Raw genomic sequence first — 18,098 nt, 5'->3', positions numbered from 1 at the left:
CGCATGAGGAGTGAGGAGAGTGCCGCCGATCAGAGCCAGCATTCCGGGGGGAACCTATGTCCGTGCGCTCTTTCTTTGCTTTCGCCATCATCGCGTTTTTTTCCGCCATTGCCATCGGCCTTCCAGCCGCCGCTGCGGAGACCAAGCGTGACATCCAGACGATAAAAGACGCCGATTTCTTCGGCTTCGATCTTCGCACCGAGCAGAACGTCTCGCTCGACCAGTGCAAGACCTCCTGCATCGGCGACAAGAGCTGCAAGGCCTTCACCTACAATCCCAAGGTGAAATGGTGCTTCCTGAAATCAGATTTCAAGACGATGAACGCCTTCCCCGGCGCCATCGCCGGCAAGATCGTCGAGACATCAGGCAAGCAGGAGCCGGATCTCGGCGCCGCACCGCGCCTGACCTTCCTGAGCAACGACCTCGTCCAGCAGGCGCATGACTTCAAAGACAATCTCGCGCTTGCCGACGACCAGCAGGGCCAGGGCGTCGACAGCCTGACGGCCAACGCCCGCATCGACCTCACCGGCAACAATCTGGCCGAGGCGCTGAAGTCCTTCCATGGCGCGCTGTCGATCACCCCTGACGACGCCGATCTCTGGCTCGAAACCGCCCGCGCCGCCGCTTCGCTCGGCAGCGCCGAGACCAACACATCAGGCCAGGCCGTACTCGACGCGCTGAACGGCTACGAGCTGACGCGCACCAAGCCGAAGCGCGCCGAGGCGCTCGCCGTTCTCGCCGACGCCCTGGACCGAAACGCCAATTACCGTCCGGCTCTCGACGCCTACAAGGCGAGCCTGGCGCTGGTTGCCTCCGAGGATGTGCAGGCGGCCTACCTGCAGCTGAAATCGACGCAGGGCTTCCGCATCACCGAACATACGGTCGACGCCGACAGCGCCACGCCGCGCGCCTGCGCCACCTTCTCCGAGGCGCTGATCAAAACCACCGACTACACGCCTTTCGTGACGCTGAACGGCGAAGCGCCAAAGGCGGTCGAAACCAAGGACAAGCAGATTTGCGTCGAGGGCCTGACGCATGGCCAGACCTACAAGATCGCCTTCCGCACCGGCCTGCCGTCATCGGTCGACGAGACGCTCGACGCGCCTGTTACCATCGACGTCTATATCAAGGACCGCAGCCAGATGGTGCGTTTCACCGGCGATAGCTTCGTGCTGCCCTCGACGGCGCGCCGCGGCATTCCGATCGTCTCGGTCAATCTGACCTCGGCCAACCTCAAGCTCTACCGCATCGGCGACCGCGCCATCGCGCCGCTCTTGACCAACTCGCAGTTCCTGACCCAGCTCGACGGCTACAGCGCCCAGAACATCGAGGATCAAAGCGGCGAACTCGTGTGGCAGGGTTCGATCGACATCGCCAACGAGCTCAACAAGGACATCATCACCAGCTTCCCCGTCGATGAGGCGCTGCCCGAGCGCAAGCCCGGCATCTATGTGATGACGGCGACGGCGCCGAACGGCCCGGCGCAGGAGTGGGATTCGCAGGCGACGCAATGGTTCCTGGTCTCCGATATCGGCATCAGCACCTATGCCGGCACCGACGGTCTCAACGTCTTCACCCGCTCGCTCGCCTCGGCCAAGCCGATAGCAGGCGTCGAATTGCAGCTGCTTGCCAAGAACAATGAGGTGCTCGGCACGGCAACGACCGACGAAAACGGCCGCGCGACCTTCACCGCCGGCCTGATCCGCGGCACGGCGGCGCTGACGCCCGCCGTCATTACCGCCAAGAACGGCGCGTCGGATTATGTCTTCCTCGATATGACACGCGCCGGCTTCGATCTCTCCGACCGCGGCGTCACCGGCCGGGCCTCACCCGGCGCGATCGACGTGCTGACCTTTACCGAACGCGGCATCTATCGCGCCGGCGAAACGGTGCATGCGCAGGCGCTTGCCCGCGATACCGACGGCAATGCCATCGAGAACCTGCCGCTGACCTTCATCTTCAGCCGGCCGGATGGCGTCGAAGACCGCCGGATCGTCAGCCAGACCAGCAATCTCGGCGGTTATTCCGTCGATTTCGCCACCCAGGAAAACGCCATGCGCGGCACCTGGACGATGAACATCTATACCGATCCGAAGGGCAGCGCGATCGCCAGCAAGAGTTTCCTGGTCGACGATTTCGTGCCCGATCGTACCGACATGGAGATCAAGACCGAGGCCAAGGAGATCGGCCCGGACACGCCGGCGAACATCACCATCTCAGGCAAATATCTCTATGGCGCTCCGGCCGTCGGCCTGACGCTCGAGGGCGACGTCGTCGTCAAGCCGACGCGTGAGAGCACCGCCTATAAGGGATTCTTCTTCGGCCTTGCCGACGAGGAGGCGAACGAGGATTCGCGTCTGCCGATCGAGGGGCTGCCCGCACTCGACGAAAATGGCGAAGCTTCGACCGACCTCACCGTCGGCGAGCTGCCGGCAACGACGCAGCTGCTCAACGCCACCGTTTATATACGCATGCAGGAAGCGGGTGGGCGCGCCATCGAGCGTTCGCTTGTCCTTCCGGTGAAGAGCGAGCGCGCTTCGATCGGCATCAAGCCGGAATTTTCCGACGAGCTGCCCGAGAATTCCGTCGCCAACTTCACGGTGATCGGCGTCAATGCCGAGGGACACAAGCAGGAGACGAAGGGCCTGCGCTGGAAATTCTACAGCCTCAACCGCGAATACCAATGGTATCGCGAGGGAACGGCTTGGAAATACGAGCCGGTTTATACCGCCGAGCAGGTTTCCAACGGCAGCGTCGACGCGACGATGGATGGCGGCAAGATTTCCGTGCCGGTGACCTGGGGCCGCTACCGCCTCGAAGTGGAAAGCCCTGACGCCGACGGCCCGACCTCCAGTGTCGAATTCGACGCCGGCTGGTTCGTCGCCTCGACGTCGACCGAAACGCCGGACGGCCTGGAAATCGCCCTCGATAAGGATAGCTACAAGATCGGCGAAACCGCCAAGCTGAAAATCACGTCGCGCTACGGCGGCGAACTGATGGTGACGGCCGGAACAGAAAAGCTCGTTGCCGTAGAGAACGCCACGATCGGCGAGACAGGCGGCGAGATCGACATCCCGGTCACGGCGGACTGGGGCGCCGGCGCCTATGTCACGGCAACACTCTTCCGCCCGGGCGACGCGCAGGACAGCCATATGCCGATGCGCTCGATCGGCATCAAGTGGCTGAAGGTCGACCCCGAACAGCGCGCGCTTGATGTGAAGCTCGATACGCCGGAAAAGATGCTGCCGCGCCGACCGCTTGATATCAGCCTGCAGGTGACGGGCGCCGGCGCCAACGAGGATGCCTATGTGACGGTTGCCGCCGTCGATGTCGGCATTCTCAACCTGACGCGTTACGAACCGCCGAACCCGGAAGACTGGTATTTCGGCCAGCGTCAGCTCGGTCTCGAGATCCGCGATCTCTATGGCCGGCTGATCGACGGCTCGCTGGGTGCGACCGGCAAGCTCAGGACCGGCGGCGACGGCGGCGCCATTGCGCTGCAGGCAAGCCCGCCGACGCAGAAGCTCGTCGCCTTCTTCTCCGGTCCGGTGAAGCTCGACGCCGAAGGCAAGGCCAAGGTCTCCTTCGACATTCCGCAGTTCAACGGCACGGCGCGCGTCATGGCGGTCGCCTGGTCGAAATCAGGTGTCGGCCACGGCATCAAGGACGTCATCATCCGCGATCCCGTGGTCGTGACAGCGAGCCTGCCGAAATTCCTCGCCCCTGGCGACAAGGCCAATCTGCGCCTCGACATCGCCAATACCGATGCGCCGGCCGGCGACTACAAGCTGCAGCTGACCGGCAATGACGCGGTCGGCATCGAAGCAGCATCCGCCGCGCAGACGATCCGCCTCGAAGCCGGGGCGAAATCCGAACTGACGCTTTCGCTCATCGGCAAACAGCCGGGCGCCGGCAGTGTCTCGATCAACCTGTCCGACGCCTCCGGCCTTTCACTTGACCAGACCGTCGATGTGCCGGTTCGTCCGGCATCCCTGCCGATCACCCAACGCCGGGTGCTGGCGCTGAAGCCGGCGGCCAAGCTGACGGTCGACAAGAACCTGTTGGCCGACAGCGTGCTGCCCGGCGCCTCGATCAGCGTCAACGTCACTCGTTCGGCGGCATTCGACATTCCGGCGCTGCTGATGACGCTCGACCGTTATCCCTTCGGCTGCGCCGAGCAGACCACCAGCCGGGCGCTGCCGCTGCTCTACTTCGCCGAAGTGGCGAAGCAGGCCGGCATCGAAAACGACGACGACGTGCACAAGCGCGTGCAGGACGCGATCTACCGGGTACTCTCCTACCAGGCCTCGGCCGGCAGCTTCGGCCTCTGGGGGCCGGATTCGGGCGACGTCTGGCTCGATTCCTACGTCACCGATTTCCTGACGCGTGCCCGCGAAATGAAATATGACGTGCCGGAACGGGCCTTCGTGCAGGCCCTCGAAAACCTGCAGAATACGCTCTCCTACACCACCGACATCAAGGGCCAGGGCGACCAGATCGCCTATGCCATCTATGTGCTCGCCCGCAACAAGAAGGCGGCGATCAGCGATCTGCGTTATTACGCCGATACGATGATCAACGACTTCCCGACGCCGCTTGCCAAGGCGCATATCGCCGCTGCACTGGCGCTTTATGGCGACGCCCAGCGTTCGAAGAACATTTTCATCGACGCGCTGCAGATGTCGCAGCAATCGATGGTGTCGCGCGTCAACCTCTCACGCACCGACTACGGCACGATCCTGCGCGACGGTGCGGCGATCCTGGCGCTCGCCGCCGAAAGCCGACCGGTACCGCCTGTCGTCCCGGATCTCGCCAAGGCCGTCGCCAAGGAATGGGGCCGCAGCAAATACAAGAGCACCCAGGAAGAGGCCTGGATGCTACTTGCCGCGCGCGCCCTCCAGGGCGGTGATGACGGTCTGAAGATCGATGTCAACGGCGCGGCGCATAGCGGCGCCTATATGGCGCGCATGACCGGCGATGCGCTCGCCGATCATCCGCTGACGCTGACCAACCAGACGAATGACGCGGTCTCGGCTGTCGTCACCACCGTTGCCGCCCCTACCGTGCCGCTGCCGGCCGGCGGCGACGGCTTCCTCATCGAGCGCAGCTATTACACGCTCGACGGCGAGGAGGCCAATGTCAGTGAGGCAAAGCAGAACGAGCGTTATGTGGTCGTCATCCACGTGCGCGAAACCAATGACTGGCAGTCGCGCATCGTCATCACCGACCTTCTGCCGGCCGGCTTCGAGATCGACAATCCGAACCTCGTCGACAGCGCCCAGATGACGAATTTCGACTGGATCGGCGAAATATCAGCCGCCCATACGGAATTCCGCTTCGACCGCTTCGTCGCCGCCTTCAACCGCGCACCGGGCGACGAGCGTGAATTCAACGTCGCCTATGTCGTACGCGCCGTCACCCCTGGCACCTACGACCATCCGGCCGCAAGCGTCGAGGACATGTACCGGCCGGAGCTTTCGGCCCGCACGGCGACCGGCAAGATGGAGGTCGTAGCAGCACAATAATGAGGCTGTGGCACAAGTTCGCGATCGGCTCCGCCGCCGGCATCCTGCTTGCCGGCGCGGCTCTCTTCGCGCTCGACGCCGCCGACCGGGCCTTTCCGCCGCCGCTCGACAAGGCTGATGTGGTTTCACCCGAGGTGCTGGATGCCGATGGGCAGCTGCTGCGCGCCTTCGCCACGCCAGAAGGCCGTTGGCGGCTGAAGACTGTGGTCGCCGATGTCGATCCGCAATTCCTGCGCATGCTTGTTGCCTATGAGGATCAGCGTTTCTACGATCACGGCGGCATCGATCTTTGGGCGCTCGGGCGGGCCAGCCTGCAATTCGTCCGCAATGGCCGCATCGTCTCCGGCGCCTCGACGCTGTCGATGCAGGTGGCCCGGCTGATCGAGCCGCGCGCCGAACGTTCGTTTTCGGCAAAACTTCTGCAGCTCGCACGCGCCGTGCAGATCGAACGGCGGCTGTCGAAGGAAGAGATCCTCGACCTCTATCTCACACACGCGCCCTATGGCGGCAACCTCGAGGGCGTGCGCGCCGCAAGCCTTGCCTATTTCGGCAAGGAGCCGCGCCGCCTGACGGTGGCCGAGGCGGCGCTGCTGGTCGCCCTGCCGCAATTGCCGGAACGGCGTCGGCCGGACCGCAATCTGAAGGCGGCGCAGGAGGCGCGCAAACGCGTGCTCGATCGCGTCGCAGTGGCCGAGGCCGTCGGCGATGGCGAGGCGGAACGAGCCGAAGCTGTCGCCATTCCGCCGCGACGCCTGCAATTGCCTGCCTTTGCCGCCCATCTCGGCGAAGCCGCATTGCGCAAGGAGCCTCTGGTCCTCAAGCATCGGACGACGTTGAAGAAGCAGGTGCAACAGGGGCTGGAATCCGTGGCGCGCGCAGCGGCGACGAAACTCGGGCCGAAACTTTCGCTCGCCATGGTGATGGCGGATGCGCAGACTGGGGCGATCGTCGGCGAAGTCGGCTCGGCCGATTATTTCGATGCCAGCCGCTCCGGCTGGATCGACATGACGCGCGTCAACCGTTCGCCGGGCTCGACGCTGAAGCCTTTCATCTACGGTCTCGCTTTCGAGCAGGGCCTGGTCTCCCAGGAGACGATCATTGAAGACCGGCCCGCCGATTTCTTCGGCTACCGGCCGCGCAATTTCGACATGAGCTATCAGGGCGATGTCACCGTCCGCGAGGCCTTGCAGCTCTCCTTGAACGTGCCGGCCGTCAAGCTGCTCGACGCCGTCGGGCCGTCGCGCCTGCTGGTGCGCTTCCGCCGCGCCGAGGTGCGCCCGGCCCTGCCGCCGAATGAAACGCCCGGACTGGCGATCGGTCTCGGCGGCGTCGGCCTCACGCTGAAGGATCTGGTGCAGCTTTATACCGCGCTCGCCAATCGCGGCCAGCCGGCAAGGCTCGGCGACGGTGTCACCGGCACGCCGGGCAAAATCGAGGGCGAACCGCTGCTGGAGCCGATCGCCGTCTGGAACGTCGCCGATATTCTCTCCGGCGTCATTCCCCCCGCCGGCGCGCCGCAGCGCGGCATCGCCTATAAGACCGGCACGAGCTACGGCTATCGCGACGCCTGGTCGGTCGGCTATGACGGCCGTTACGTGCTCGGCGTCTGGGTCGGCCGGCCTGATAACAGCGCCGTGCCCGGTCTGACCGGCTATGGCACCGCCGCGCCGATCCTGTTCGAGGCTTTCGCTAAATCCGGCATCGCCACGACGCCCCTACCCCGCCCGCCGGCGGGAGCCGTGCGCATCGCCCAGTCCGAATTGCCGATCAGCCAGCGGCGTTTTGCGCTCAACGCCAGCGGCCTGCTCGTCGCCTCCGGCCGCGAGCCCGCGCCGCAGATCGTCTATCCGCCCGAGGGCGCCCATATCGATCTCGGCGCAAAGGGGGGCGATCTGTCGCCGCTGCTGTTGAAGCTGCAGGGCGGCCGCGCCCCCTTCCGCTGGCTTGCCAACGGCAAGCCATTGCCCGATCTCTCGCGCCGGCGCACCCAGCAATGGCTGCCCGACGGCGGCGGCTATTCGAAACTGACCGTCATCGATTCAGCCGGACGCGCCGCAAGTGTCGGCGTTTTCATCGATTGAGGCACCAGCCCAGATCATGGGTGTATCGGTGGGCTGGCAGGTCTATGACATTACGCGCGACCCCTTCGATCTCGGCATGGTGGGTCTCATGCTGTTCCTGCCCGCCTTCCTGCTCGTGCTGGTGACCGGCACCGTTGCCGACCGTTTCAACGTGTCCTGATCATGACGGGCTGCATTGTCGGCGAAGGCCTATGCGCGCTGGCCCTGCTTATATTCACCACGACGGGGAAGCAGACGGTGGTGCCGATCTTCGATCTTTTTGCCATGCTGCTCGGCGGAGTCTCGGCCTTGCTGCCCGTTTATGCACGCGACATTCTCGCCGTCGGCCCGTGGGGGCTCGGCCTTCTGCGCGCAGCGCCCGGCATCGGATCGATCCTGGTGGCGGCCTTCCTGCTGCGTCATCCCGTGAAAGACCACGCCGGCGTGATCATGTTCGTCTGCGTCACCCTGGTGGGTTTCTTCATCGCCGTGTTTGGCGCCTCGACGGCAGTCTGGCTGTCGGTGCTGGCGCTTGGCCTGAGGGGCGGTTTCGACATGGTAAGCGTCTATGTGCGCGAGACGCTGATCCAGATCTGGACGCCGGATGCCGTGGGTGGCCGCGTCAATGCGGTGAACATGGTTTTCGTCGGCGCCTCCAACGAGCTTGGCGAATTCCGGGCCGGCATCTCGGCCTGGGCCTTTGGCGTCGTTCCGGCGGTGATAATCGGCGGCGCGGCGACGATCGGAGTGTCGGTTCTGTGGTGGTGTTGGTTTCCGCAATTGCGCAAGACGAGACATTTGCAGGCTCCAGACGCGCGGCGCTGTGATGGAACCAAAGACCGGACACAACCGTTGGAAAGGGTCTCCCTCCAACGTCAGACGGCCTCATGATTCTTCCGACAGCGACCTACCGGATACAGTTCCGCAACGGCATGACTTTCGATCGTGCCTGCGACCTCGTTCCCTATCTCAAGACGCTCGGCATCAGCCACCTCTACGCCTCACCAATCTTCACCGCCGTTAGCGGCTCGACTCACGGCTATGACGTCACCGACGCCAATGAGATCGATCCGGCGCTTGGCGGCCGTGCGGGGTTCGACCGGCTGGCGGAAAGCCTCGCCTCGGCGGGCATGGGATTGGTTCTCGACATCGTTCCGAACCATATGGCCGCTTCGCCTGAGAATGACCGGTGGCGGGACGTGCTGGCCCTCGGCCCGCAGAGCGCTTATGCCCGCCATTTCGACATCGACTGGAGCGAACCGCTGACCCTGCCGCAGCTCGGCCAGGATTTCGAAGAGGCGCTGGCTTCAGGCGAACTGCGCCTCGCAGTCGACGAGACGCACGGCAGCTTCGCCTTGGCCTATTTTCAGACGCTGTTGCCAGTCAAACCCAGCAGTTACGGCGTGGTCGCAAACCGGCTCGACGATCCGGTCGCAACGCGAATGGCAGAGGCCGCGGCCGCGACGTCAGGCGAGGACTTCGCCCGCGCGTTGCGCGACATTCTCTTCGAGGGCGGCGATCGGGCGCTCCTTCGGGAGAAGCTCGAAGACGTCTCGTCCGATCGCGAATTCCTCAAGAGCCTGCATGACGAGCAGCATTGGCGGCTGATCCATTGGAAAGAAGCGGCGCGGCATCTGAGTTACCGCCGCTTTTTCGAGGTGACCGGACTGGTCGGCACCCGCGTCGAGGATCCCTTGGTGTTCGAAGACATGCACCGGCTGGTGCTCGAACTCGTGCGCCATGGCAAGGTGCAGGGCCTGCGCATCGACCATGTCGACGGGCTCGCCGAACCCAAGGCCTATCTCGACAGGCTGAGGGCAGCAGTCGGGGCCGACACCTATATCGTTGTCGAAAAGATCCTCGGGGCGGGCGAGATCCTGCCGGAGAGCTGGCCGGTCGCCGGCACCACCGGATATGAATTCATCGCGGCGCTGAGCGAGCTCTTCATCGACGCCGGCGGCCTGCGGATATTGGACGATGCCTATCGCGGCCTCGTCGGCGAGGCGGGCAATCTCGAAGAGGGCCGGCGGCTTGCCAAGCGACAGATGGTCGAGCGCAATTTCGCTGGCGAGACCGGCAGGCTGGTTGCGATGGCGGCGGGCATCTTTCCCGAAATAAACCGGGAAGAGATCGCCACCGCCGTGCGCGAGCTGCTGATCGCATTCCCCGTCTACCGCACCTATGGCGACGGCGGTCCGCTGAGCTGGCAGGATTCGGCCGTCCTTGCCGCGACCGCATCACAGGTCATGGCTGGGCTCGACGATCGGCGCGCGCTCGACCACGTGCTGAAGCTTCTTGAAGGCAAGATCGAAGGCGATACGGCGCATGAATTCCGGATCCGCTTTCAGCAGCTGAGCGGGCCGGTCATGGCGAAGGCGACAGAGGATACGCTGTTCTACCGCTATAACAGGCTGCTTGCCGCAAACGAGGTCGGCGGCGAACCAGGCAAGACGCCCGAGGGGCCGGACGGGTTCCATCGTCGCATGGCCGAGCGGGCGCGGCTGCAGCCGCATGGGCTTTCGGCCAGCGCCACCCACGACACCAAACGCGGCGAGGATGCGCGCGCGCGGCTCTATGTGCTGAGCGAGGGTGCGGATGTTTTTGCCCAGGCGGTGGCGCGTTGGCGTGACATGAATAGGCCGTGGCTGAAGGATCTGCCCGACGTTGCAGCACCCGAGCCGAATACTGAATGGATGCTGTATCAAGCGCTCGCAGGCGTCTGGCCGGAGGATTTCGACAGAGGACAGGTAGAAGACCTTCGCGCACGCTTTACCGATTACGCGGTCAAGGCGGTGCGCGAGGCGAAATTGCGCAGCGCCTGGACCGAACAGGAGGGTGCCTACGAGGAGGCGATCACAGTCTATGCGGCGGCGCTGGTGTCGCCGGACAATGACGCCTTTCTGGACGATTTCGAAAGGGTGCTGCAGCCCTTCATTGCGGCCGGCTACGTCAACAGTCTGTCACAGACATTGCTCAAGCTGATGGCGCCTGGAATTCCCGACATTTACCAGGGCGCGGAAGTTTTCGACTTCAGTCTTGTCGATCCCGACAATCGCCGGCCGGTCGATCATGCCAAGCTGAAGGCCTGGCTTGATGAAGCCGGACCGATCGCCAAGCTTCAGGCGGCGGCCTTGAAGCAGCGGATCGTAACAATTGGGCTGCAGCTGCGTCAGCGGCAGCCGGTTCTCTTTGCCAAAGGCGATTATCTGCCGTTGAAGACGACTGGCTGCCGCCGGAATCACGTGCTGGCTTTCGCCCGCGTGCGCAACAGCGAATTCGCGATTACCGTCGTACCGCGGCTGATGTTCGGCTGGCTCGATCCCGGCGTGCTTTTTGCCGGTCCGGAGTTCTGGGAAGACACGGCGATCGCGGTGCCCTCCCCTCTTCATGGGTTGAAGGCGGATCTCGTGACGGGAAAAACAATCGAGCCGGGAGGCAGCATTTCGGTCGCTACACTGCTCGGGAGCCAGCCGCTCGGGCTGATCAGCCCGATCTGAGGATCGGGCGCGATTTGAGGATCGGGCGATGCCGCCGTCGCGCTGCGCAACGCGGCGTTTTCGAAAAATTCGATGTCGTCGAAATTAGCGCTTGACCTTCCAGTTGCTGGAAGGTGGATAAGCCTCTCCAACTGCCCTTGAGGGCAAAGGAGATAGTCATGGATACCAAACACGACCACCATCACCACAGCCACGGCGACGGTCACTGCCATTGCGGCCATGATCATCAGGAGAAGGCCGCCGAAGCGGTGATCCGTGATCCCGTCTGCGGCATGACGGTCGATCCGCAAGCCGGCAAACCCTCGTTCGAACACATGGGTCGTGTCTATCATTTCTGCTCCGAGAGCTGCCGGATGAAGTTTGCGGCTCAGCCGCAGGATTACCTGACGGCGAAGGATCCCGTCTGCGGCATGGCCGTTGATCGTTCGACGGCAAAATACTTCATGAAACTCGAGGGCGAGAAATTCTACTTCTGCTCGGCCGCTTGCCAAACAAAGTTCGAGGCCGACCCCTCGGCCTATCGCAACGGCGCCCGTCCGGCGGCAAAGCCGGCGCCGAAGGGTACGCTTTATACCTGCCCGATGCATCCGGAAGTCGTCAGCGACCGGCCCGGCGATTGCCCGAAATGCGGCATGGCGCTGGAGCCGATGGGCATTCCGCCGGCCGACGAAGGAGCGAATCCGGAACTTGTCGATTTCGTCAGACGGCTTTGGGTCAGCGCCATCCTTGCCCTGCCGCTGCTGGCGCTCGGGATGGGACCGATGCTCGGCCTGCCGCTCCGGGAAGCGATCGGCGAACCGCTGGCGACCTATATTGAGCTAGTGCTGGCAACGCCGGTCGTGCTGTGGGCCGCGCTGCCGTTCTTCCGCCGCGCCTGGGCGTCTGTCGTCAACCGAAGCCCGAACATGTGGACGCTGATCGGCCTCGGCGTCGGCACCGCCTATGTCTACAGCGTCGTCGCCACGCTTGCGCCCGGTCTTTTCCCGATGAGCTTTCGCGGCCATGGCGCCACCGTGCCTGTCTATTTCGAGGCGGCCGCCGTCATCGTCGCCCTGGTCTTCGTCGGCCAGGTGCTGGAATTGAAGGCACGCGAGCGGACCGGCTCGGCAATCCGCGCTCTGCTCGACCTCGCGCCGAAGACGGCGCGGCGCATTGACGCCGATGGCAATGAGAGGGACGTGCCGGTAGAGGAGATTCAGACCGGCGACCGGCTGCGGGTGCGCCCGGGCGAGCGCGTACCGGTGGATGGTTCCGTCCTCGAGGGCCAGTCGACCGTCGACGAATCGATGATATCGGGCGAGCCTCTGCCCGTCGAGAAGGCGACGGGCGACGGGTTGACCGGCGGCACGATCAACAAGAACGGCTCCCTCGTCATGTCGGCCGAGAAAGTCGGCGCAGACACGGTGCTGTCGCGCATCGTCGACATGGTCGCCAAGGCGCAGCGTTCGCGGGCGCCGATTCAGGGCGCCGTCGACCGGGTGTCGGCCGTCTTCGTGCCCGCCGTCGTCGCCATAGCCATCCTTGCCTTCGTCGTCTGGGCCGCGATCGGGCCGGAGCCAAGCCTGGCAAATGCGCTGCTTGCCGCCGTCGCCGTTCTGATCATCGCCTGCCCCTGTGCGCTCGGCCTTGCGACGCCGATGTCGATTATGATCGCGACCGGGCGCGGCGCTGGTGAAGGCGTGCTGATCAAGGACGCCGAAGCGCTGGAGCGCTTTTCCAAGGTCGACACGCTGATCGTCGATAAGACCGGCACGCTGACCGAAGGCAAGCCTGTGCTCACCGACATCGTCGCCGTCGGCGGCGTCGAGGAGAACCGGCTGCTGTCGCTGGCCGCGAGCCTTGAGCGCGGCTCCGAGCATCCGCTGGCCGAAGCGATCGTTGCCGGCGCCGAAGAGCGCAGTGCCGCCTTCGTGGAGGTGAGCGGCTTCGAGGCGAAGACCGGCAAAGGGGTCCAGGGCATAGCGCACGGTACAAGCGTGGCGCTCGGCAATGCGGCGCTGCTCGCCGATCTCGGCGTCGATCCGTCGGCGCTGTCGGAGAAGACCGAAGCCCTGCGCGGCGATGGCAAGACGGTGATGTTCGTGACGCTCGACGGCAAGCTTGCCGGTCTCGTCGCCGTCGCCGACCGGATCAAGCCGACGACGTCAGCCGCCATCAAAGCGCTGCACGACAGCGGGCTGAAGATCATCATGGCGACCGGCGACAACGAGCGCACGGCGCGTGCGGTGGCGAAAAGCCTCGGCATCGACGAGGTCCGCGCCGACGTGCTGCCGGAAGGCAAGAAGGCGCTGATCGACGAACTGCGCGCCAAAGGCGCGGTGATCGCCATGGCCGGCGACGGGGTCAACGACGCCCCGGCACTTGCGACCGCCGATGTCGGCATCGCCATGGGCACCGGCGCCGATGTTGCAATGGAAAGCGCCGGCATTACCTTGGTCAAAGGCGATCTCAACGGGATCGTCAGGGCGCGGCGGCTGGCGGAGGCGACGATGCGCAATATCCGCCAGAATCTCGGCTTCGCCTTCGGCTATAATGCGCTCGGCGTGCCGGTCGCCGCCGGGATCCTCTATCCCGTTTTCGGCTTGCTGCTCTCGCCGATGATCGCTGCGGCGGCGATGAGCCTCTCGTCTGTATCGGTGATATCAAATGCGCTGAGACTGCGCTTTGCAAAATTATAGGAGACGGCCATGAATATCGGCGAAGCATCTGAGCGCTCCGGCCTGCCTTCGAAGACCATCCGCTACTACGAGGATATCGGCCTGATCCGCCCCGAAAGGGGCGGAAACGGCTATCGCGACTATGCTGCGGCCGATGTTCACAAGCTGCGCTTCCTGCAGCGTTCGCGCGGTCTCGGCTTTTCGGTCGAGGAATGCCGGCAATTGCTGGCGCTTTATGAGGACAAAGCCCGGGCGAGCGCCGACGTCAGGGACATTGCCGAGACGAAACTCGGGGAGATCGACCGCAAGATTCGCGAACTGACGGAACTTCGCCGCACTCTCGAGCATCTCGTGCATGCCTGCCATGGCAACGACCGGCCGGACTGTCCGATTCTCGAAGAGCTCTCGGACGGTCGCTGACCGCTTTAGAAAAGCCGGAGAGACTAGCTGAACGTCCTGAAGGGAGCCTGCGCGGCGGGTTCGTCCTCGTCGCCGTCATCAAGCACGCCTTCATCGAGACGATGCTTGATCGCAAGCGCGTAGATCACGTCGAGAATATTGCGGTCCCTGAGATGAGGATCGGTCAGAGCGAGAAGCGAAGCCCTGACGATCTTCTTGCTGGTGGCTTTCGAGCATCGCGCCTTGACGAAATCATAGAGTGCCTCACCCGTCAGCCCTTCCATGGCGCCGTCCACGAGAGCTTCGTAGACCCGCTTCTTTTCCTTCATTCTTTATCTTCCCCTGCAAATCAGCGGCGTGATGATCTGTCATGTAATTGTCATAAACAATCGCCGATTTAAGGCGTACATGCGCTGGCGGATGGTATTTCCCCGGTTCGTCGACGGCGATGTCCGGCGGGCATGATTTTTTTATGCCGCCGGGAATAAAATCCGCCGCGCTTGCGTATACTCAAGCATGGAACGCAAAGACCGCCCCTTCGATGTCATCGGACAGCTTGCAGCGCTGAGGCGCTACGCTCGCGCGCTGGTGCGCAACTCGGATGAGGCGGAGGATCTGGTGCATGATGCCCTGGTGCGCGCCTTCGAGAAGAGAAAGAGCTTCCGAAGCGGCGGCAATCTGCGCACCTGGCTGCTTTCCATCCTGCACAATGCCCATATCGATCGTCTTCGCCGGAATCGGTCGCTGACGCGTCGCCACGACGAAGCGGCTGTCGAAGCCGAGCAGTCGCTGCCGGCCGGCCAGGAACATGCCGTGCGCCTGCAGCAGGTGCGCGACGCCTTCTTCGACCTGCCGGAGGAGCAGCGCGAGGCGCTGCATCTCGTTGCCATCGAAGACCTTTCCTATCAGGAAGCCGCCAATGCGCTCGGTATTCCGATTGGCACGCTGATGTCTCGCATCTCGCGCGCCCGGGCGCAGCTGCGCGAATTCGAGGAAAAGACGCCGCGCATTTCGCATCTCAAGTTAATCGGAGGGAGCGGCAATGAAAGCAGTTGATCCGATCATCGATGCCGATCTCGATGCCTATGTGGATGGCGAGCTCGGTGTCGCCCGCCGTATTCAGGTCGAGTCCTATCTCTCGGAGAACCCGGCGATTGCCGCCAAGGTGATGGCCGACCTCAGCATGAAGGGCGAGCTGCGTCTGGCGCTTGCCGGCGAAAACGCCTTCGGCCATCCCGAGACCCGCGATGCCGCCCGCCGGCTGGAGCGCGGCCTTTCCTATGGTCGCATCCTCCAGTCCATGCAGCGCATCGCCGCCGTCGGCATTCTGCTGACCGCCGGCTGGGTGGCGCATAATTCCTTCGGCGCCTTTTCGGCCACCGAAGTGGCGGCTTCCGTTCCGGCGCCTGCTTATGTCGAGGATGCCGTCCGCGCCTATCAGACCGCGGCCCTGCGCGCCTCGATGCCTTCGCAGACCCCGACCAGCTATAGCGCCGAGGACATACGCGCCGCGACCGCGATCGTCATGCCCGAACTGCCGAAAGACTGGAAGATCGCCGACGTCCAGATATTCCCGTCCGAATTCGGCCCGAGCATCGAGATGGCGATCACGGTGGCCGATGGAAAGCGGCTTTCGCTTTTCGCCGTCCGGCCGGGAGCCTTCGAGGTCCGGCCGGTCAGCCATCTCGCACTCGAAAAAGCAGAAGCCGCCTATTGGCAGATCGGCGAGGTCGCCTATGCGCTGATCGCCGACGATAGCGGACTCAATCTCGATCAGGCGGCCGAACGGCTCGCCCGTTCGCTCTACTAGTTCAAACCGAGGAGATCAGCATGAACCCGATCAATCCCCGATACGGAGCCGTCGCCGGCTCACAGGCCCTCTTCGACGAGGGTCTGCGTCAGCATATGCTGCGCGTCTACAATTATATGGGCCTCGGCCTGGTCATAACGGGCATCGTTGCCTTCATCGTCGGCTCGACGCCGGCGCTCTATGTCCCGATCTTCGGCTCGCCGCTGAAATGGGTGGTGATGCTGGCGCCGCTCGCCTTCGTCTTCTTCTTCTCCTTCCGCATCCAGACGATGTCGGCGAGCACCGCCCAGATCACCTTCTGGGCCTTCTGCGCCGTGATGGGCCTGTCGCTTGCCTCCGTCTTCCTGGTCTTCACCAAGACGAGCATCGCCCAGACCTTTTTCATCACCGCGGCGATGTTCGGCTCCACCAGCCTTTACGGCTACACGACCAGGCGTGACCTCTCGAAGATGGGCTCGTTCCTGATGATGGGCCTCTTCGGCATCATCATCGCCGCCATCGTCAACATCTTCCTGGGCTCGAGTGCGCTGCAGTTCGCCATCTCGGTGATTGGTATCGTCGTCTTCGTCGGCCTGACCGCCTACGACACGCAGAACATCAAGGAACAATATTCGGAAAACTACGATCAGGAATCGAACCAGAAGCTTGCCGTTTTCGGTGCGCTCTCGCTCTACCTGAACTTCGTCAACATCTTCCAGCTTCTGCTCAACTTCACCGGCGAGCGGGAATAGGACCGCGCTTCTGGGGGCAATGGAAGCGCAAGGGCGCCCGGCCTGCAATCTGTGACAGGATGGCAGACCGGGCGCTCACTCTCAAAGGACACGGCCGGACGTCGAACCGGCCGTGTTTTTTATTTCAGATGATGCCCCAGGCGCGATAGCGGCCGCGGCCGGTGATTTCACGAATGCCGATCTCATTGACGAGGTTCAGCGCGCCGCGCGGCGTGATGCGCAGATGACGGGCGATCATCGCCGCCGACACCATCGGCCGCGACAGGACGAAATCGGCAAGCTCCGGCAGGCTGCTGTTCGAGCGACGGCCGCGAAAGCGCAGCTCCATTTGCGTGCGGGCCAGCGACAACCGGTCGATTTCCTTGAGGCCGGCCGCCGCAGCCAATTGCATCGCTTCGAGAAAAGCTTGCAGCCGCGTCGCCCGGTCACGGGCCCGACGCCGCTCGTGGCGCACCAATTTCAGCCCGCCGTAAAAGGAAAAGAGATGCGAAGCGACCTTACCGCGGGCGCGCAGGTAGCTTCCGACCAGAAGCCCGCCGAGCCAATGCTGACGCCGCAACGGCTCGATCCTGTCCCAGGCTTCGAACAGGATGACGGCGCCGAGAATCGGCGGCAGGCGGTCGGCCAAGGGCAGCAGGCCGCGCCACTCCGCGAGCCGCTGTTCCTCGTCCCACTCCTCGTCGCCGAGCAGGCCGAGCGGATCCTCGTTGCGCTTGGCCGGGGATATCGCGGCTGTCTCGGCCGGCGCTTTCCCAGTATGGATGTCGATGAGCTTCTGCGAGCGGGCAAGAAGCGCGTCGATCTCTGCCATCTCGGCAGCAAGCGGCGCATCTTCATCGTCGCCCTCGTCGTCGGCCCCGACAACCGTCAGGCCTTTGGCTTCCTGAGCGGTACCTTCCCCCTCCCCCATGGTCGCGGTCAACGTTGCAAGGCCGGAGGCGCCGAGCGCCCAGGATGGTTCGCCGTTCCAGATGCGCCGACGAGTCCGCAGCACCGAATGGGCAATCGTCAGTTCGTGGCTGGGGGCGCGGCTATCCATATGCGCGTCGTGCAAAACGAGATCCTCGACGTGGACCAGCTCGCCGGCGACCCATAGCGCCCCCGCGGCATCGAAGAAATGGCTGCGTTCGGCAAAGCCCTCCCCCACCGGCGAGCGCAACACCCGCTCGTCCAGTCGCGCCACCGCATCCTCCGCCGCAGCAAGGAATGGGAGCAGTGTCTGAAGCATCGCACCATCGATATCGTAGCGCATTGTTAAGCTTTACGGTTTTTCACAAATGGAAGCAAAACACCCGTTTCCTTCCGCCATCTATGACATGGTTAACGGTTTGTTTCAAGAAAGCGCGTGAAGGAAGCGAAGAAGATAGCCGATCCGCACTCCCTTTAACCGCTGCGACTGGCGCGAAGCTTTTGGGCTGT

The 18,098-nt window shown here is 63.8% G+C and carries 10 protein-coding genes and 1 pseudogene; 9 read left to right on the top strand and 2 right to left on the bottom strand.

Annotated features, from left to right (window positions below):
* Window positions 1-56: 56 nt before the first annotated feature.
* The 6 genes and pseudogenes from AMK00_RS24715 (at window position 57) to cueR (ending at window position 14,159) form a co-directional block, all read left to right on the top strand.
* Window positions 57-5,525, top strand: a complete 5,469-nt coding sequence (locus AMK00_RS24715; protein ID WP_064812024.1) for an alpha-2-macroglobulin family protein — start codon at window positions 57-59, stop codon at window positions 5,523-5,525.
* Complete coding sequence (gene pbpC / locus AMK00_RS24710; RefSeq protein WP_064808032.1) at window positions 5,525-7,606, top strand: penicillin-binding protein 1C; 2,082 nt, start codon at window positions 5,525-5,527, stop codon at window positions 7,604-7,606. The genes AMK00_RS24715 and pbpC overlap by 1 nt, the downstream gene beginning before the upstream one ends.
* A 10-nt stretch (window positions 7,607-7,616) precedes the next feature.
* A pseudogene (locus AMK00_RS24705) lies at window positions 7,617-8,398 on the top strand (MFS transporter); the annotation flags it as partial.
* A 74-nt stretch (window positions 8,399-8,472) separates the two neighbouring features.
* A complete protein-coding gene (gene treY / locus AMK00_RS24700; protein ID WP_064812022.1) occupies window positions 8,473-11,082 on the top strand; it encodes a malto-oligosyltrehalose synthase in 2,610 nt (869 codons plus the stop codon).
* A 158-nt stretch (window positions 11,083-11,240) separates the two neighbouring features.
* A complete protein-coding gene (locus tag AMK00_RS24695) occupies window positions 11,241-13,760 on the top strand; it encodes a heavy metal translocating P-type ATPase (RefSeq protein WP_064812021.1) in 2,520 nt (839 codons plus the stop codon).
* 9 nt (window positions 13,761-13,769) lie between these two features.
* Entirely contained in the window at window positions 13,770-14,159 is a 390-nt protein-coding gene (gene cueR / locus AMK00_RS24690) for a Cu(I)-responsive transcriptional regulator (protein ID WP_064808024.1), read from the top strand.
* Between the two features lie 23 nt (window positions 14,160-14,182).
* Here the strand turns inward: cueR and AMK00_RS24685 are convergent, their stop codons facing one another.
* Complete coding sequence (locus AMK00_RS24685; RefSeq protein WP_064808022.1) at window positions 14,183-14,467, bottom strand: hypothetical protein; 285 nt, start codon at window positions 14,465-14,467, stop codon at window positions 14,183-14,185.
* A 187-nt stretch (window positions 14,468-14,654) separates the two neighbouring features.
* Here AMK00_RS24685 and AMK00_RS24680 point away from each other — a divergent pair, with 187 nt between their 5' ends.
* Genes AMK00_RS24680 through AMK00_RS24670 form a run of 3 tightly spaced genes read left to right on the top strand, consistent with a single transcriptional unit; the run spans window position 14,655 to window position 16,679 of the window.
* Window positions 14,655-15,194: a sigma-70 family RNA polymerase sigma factor gene (locus AMK00_RS24680; protein WP_064812020.1), complete on the top strand. Its 540-nt coding sequence runs from the start codon at window positions 14,655-14,657 to the stop codon at window positions 15,192-15,194.
* Complete coding sequence (locus tag AMK00_RS24675; RefSeq protein ID WP_064812019.1) at window positions 15,181-15,948, top strand: anti-sigma factor family protein; 768 nt, start codon at window positions 15,181-15,183, stop codon at window positions 15,946-15,948. Before AMK00_RS24680 ends, AMK00_RS24675 begins: the two co-directional genes overlap by 14 nt.
* 20 nt (window positions 15,949-15,968) lie before the next feature.
* A complete protein-coding gene (locus tag AMK00_RS24670) occupies window positions 15,969-16,679 on the top strand; it encodes a Bax inhibitor-1/YccA family protein (RefSeq protein WP_064808016.1) in 711 nt (236 codons plus the stop codon).
* 124 nt (window positions 16,680-16,803) lie between these two features.
* On the opposite strand, the gene AMK00_RS24665 is transcribed toward AMK00_RS24670, so the two are convergent.
* Window positions 16,804-17,931, bottom strand: coding sequence for an RHE_PE00001 family protein (locus AMK00_RS24665; protein ID WP_064812018.1), 1,128 nt, complete (start codon window positions 17,929-17,931; stop codon window positions 16,804-16,806).
* Window positions 17,932-18,098: the final 167 nt, after the last annotated feature.

It is taken from the genome of Rhizobium sp. N621, assembly GCF_001664325.1.
Lineage (GTDB): Bacteria > Pseudomonadota > Alphaproteobacteria > Rhizobiales > Rhizobiaceae > Rhizobium > Rhizobium esperanzae.
Note: the sequence above shows the minus strand (reverse complement) of the source record. Positions and strands in the feature narration are given on the sequence as shown.

Coding starts and splice junctions, on each gene's coding strand:
- AMK00_RS24665 (WP_064812018.1), bottom strand. CDS start 17,931: ATGCGCTACGATATCGATGGTGCGATGCTTCAGACACTGCTCCCATTC.
- AMK00_RS24695 (WP_064812021.1), top strand. CDS start 11,241: ATGGATACCAAACACGACCACCATCACCACAGCCACGGCGACGGTCAC.
- pbpC (WP_064808032.1), top strand. CDS start 5,525: ATGAGGCTGTGGCACAAGTTCGCGATCGGCTCCGCCGCCGGCATCCTG.
- AMK00_RS24675 (WP_064812019.1), top strand. CDS start 15,181: ATGAAAGCAGTTGATCCGATCATCGATGCCGATCTCGATGCCTATGTG.
- treY (WP_064812022.1), top strand. CDS start 8,473: ATGATTCTTCCGACAGCGACCTACCGGATACAGTTCCGCAACGGCATG.
- AMK00_RS24685 (WP_064808022.1), bottom strand. CDS start 14,467: ATGAAGGAAAAGAAGCGGGTCTACGAAGCTCTCGTGGACGGCGCCATG.
- AMK00_RS24670 (WP_064808016.1), top strand. CDS start 15,969: ATGAACCCGATCAATCCCCGATACGGAGCCGTCGCCGGCTCACAGGCC.
- cueR (WP_064808024.1), top strand. CDS start 13,770: ATGAATATCGGCGAAGCATCTGAGCGCTCCGGCCTGCCTTCGAAGACC.
- AMK00_RS24715 (WP_064812024.1), top strand. CDS start 57: ATGTCCGTGCGCTCTTTCTTTGCTTTCGCCATCATCGCGTTTTTTTCC.
- AMK00_RS24680 (WP_064812020.1), top strand. CDS start 14,655: ATGGAACGCAAAGACCGCCCCTTCGATGTCATCGGACAGCTTGCAGCG.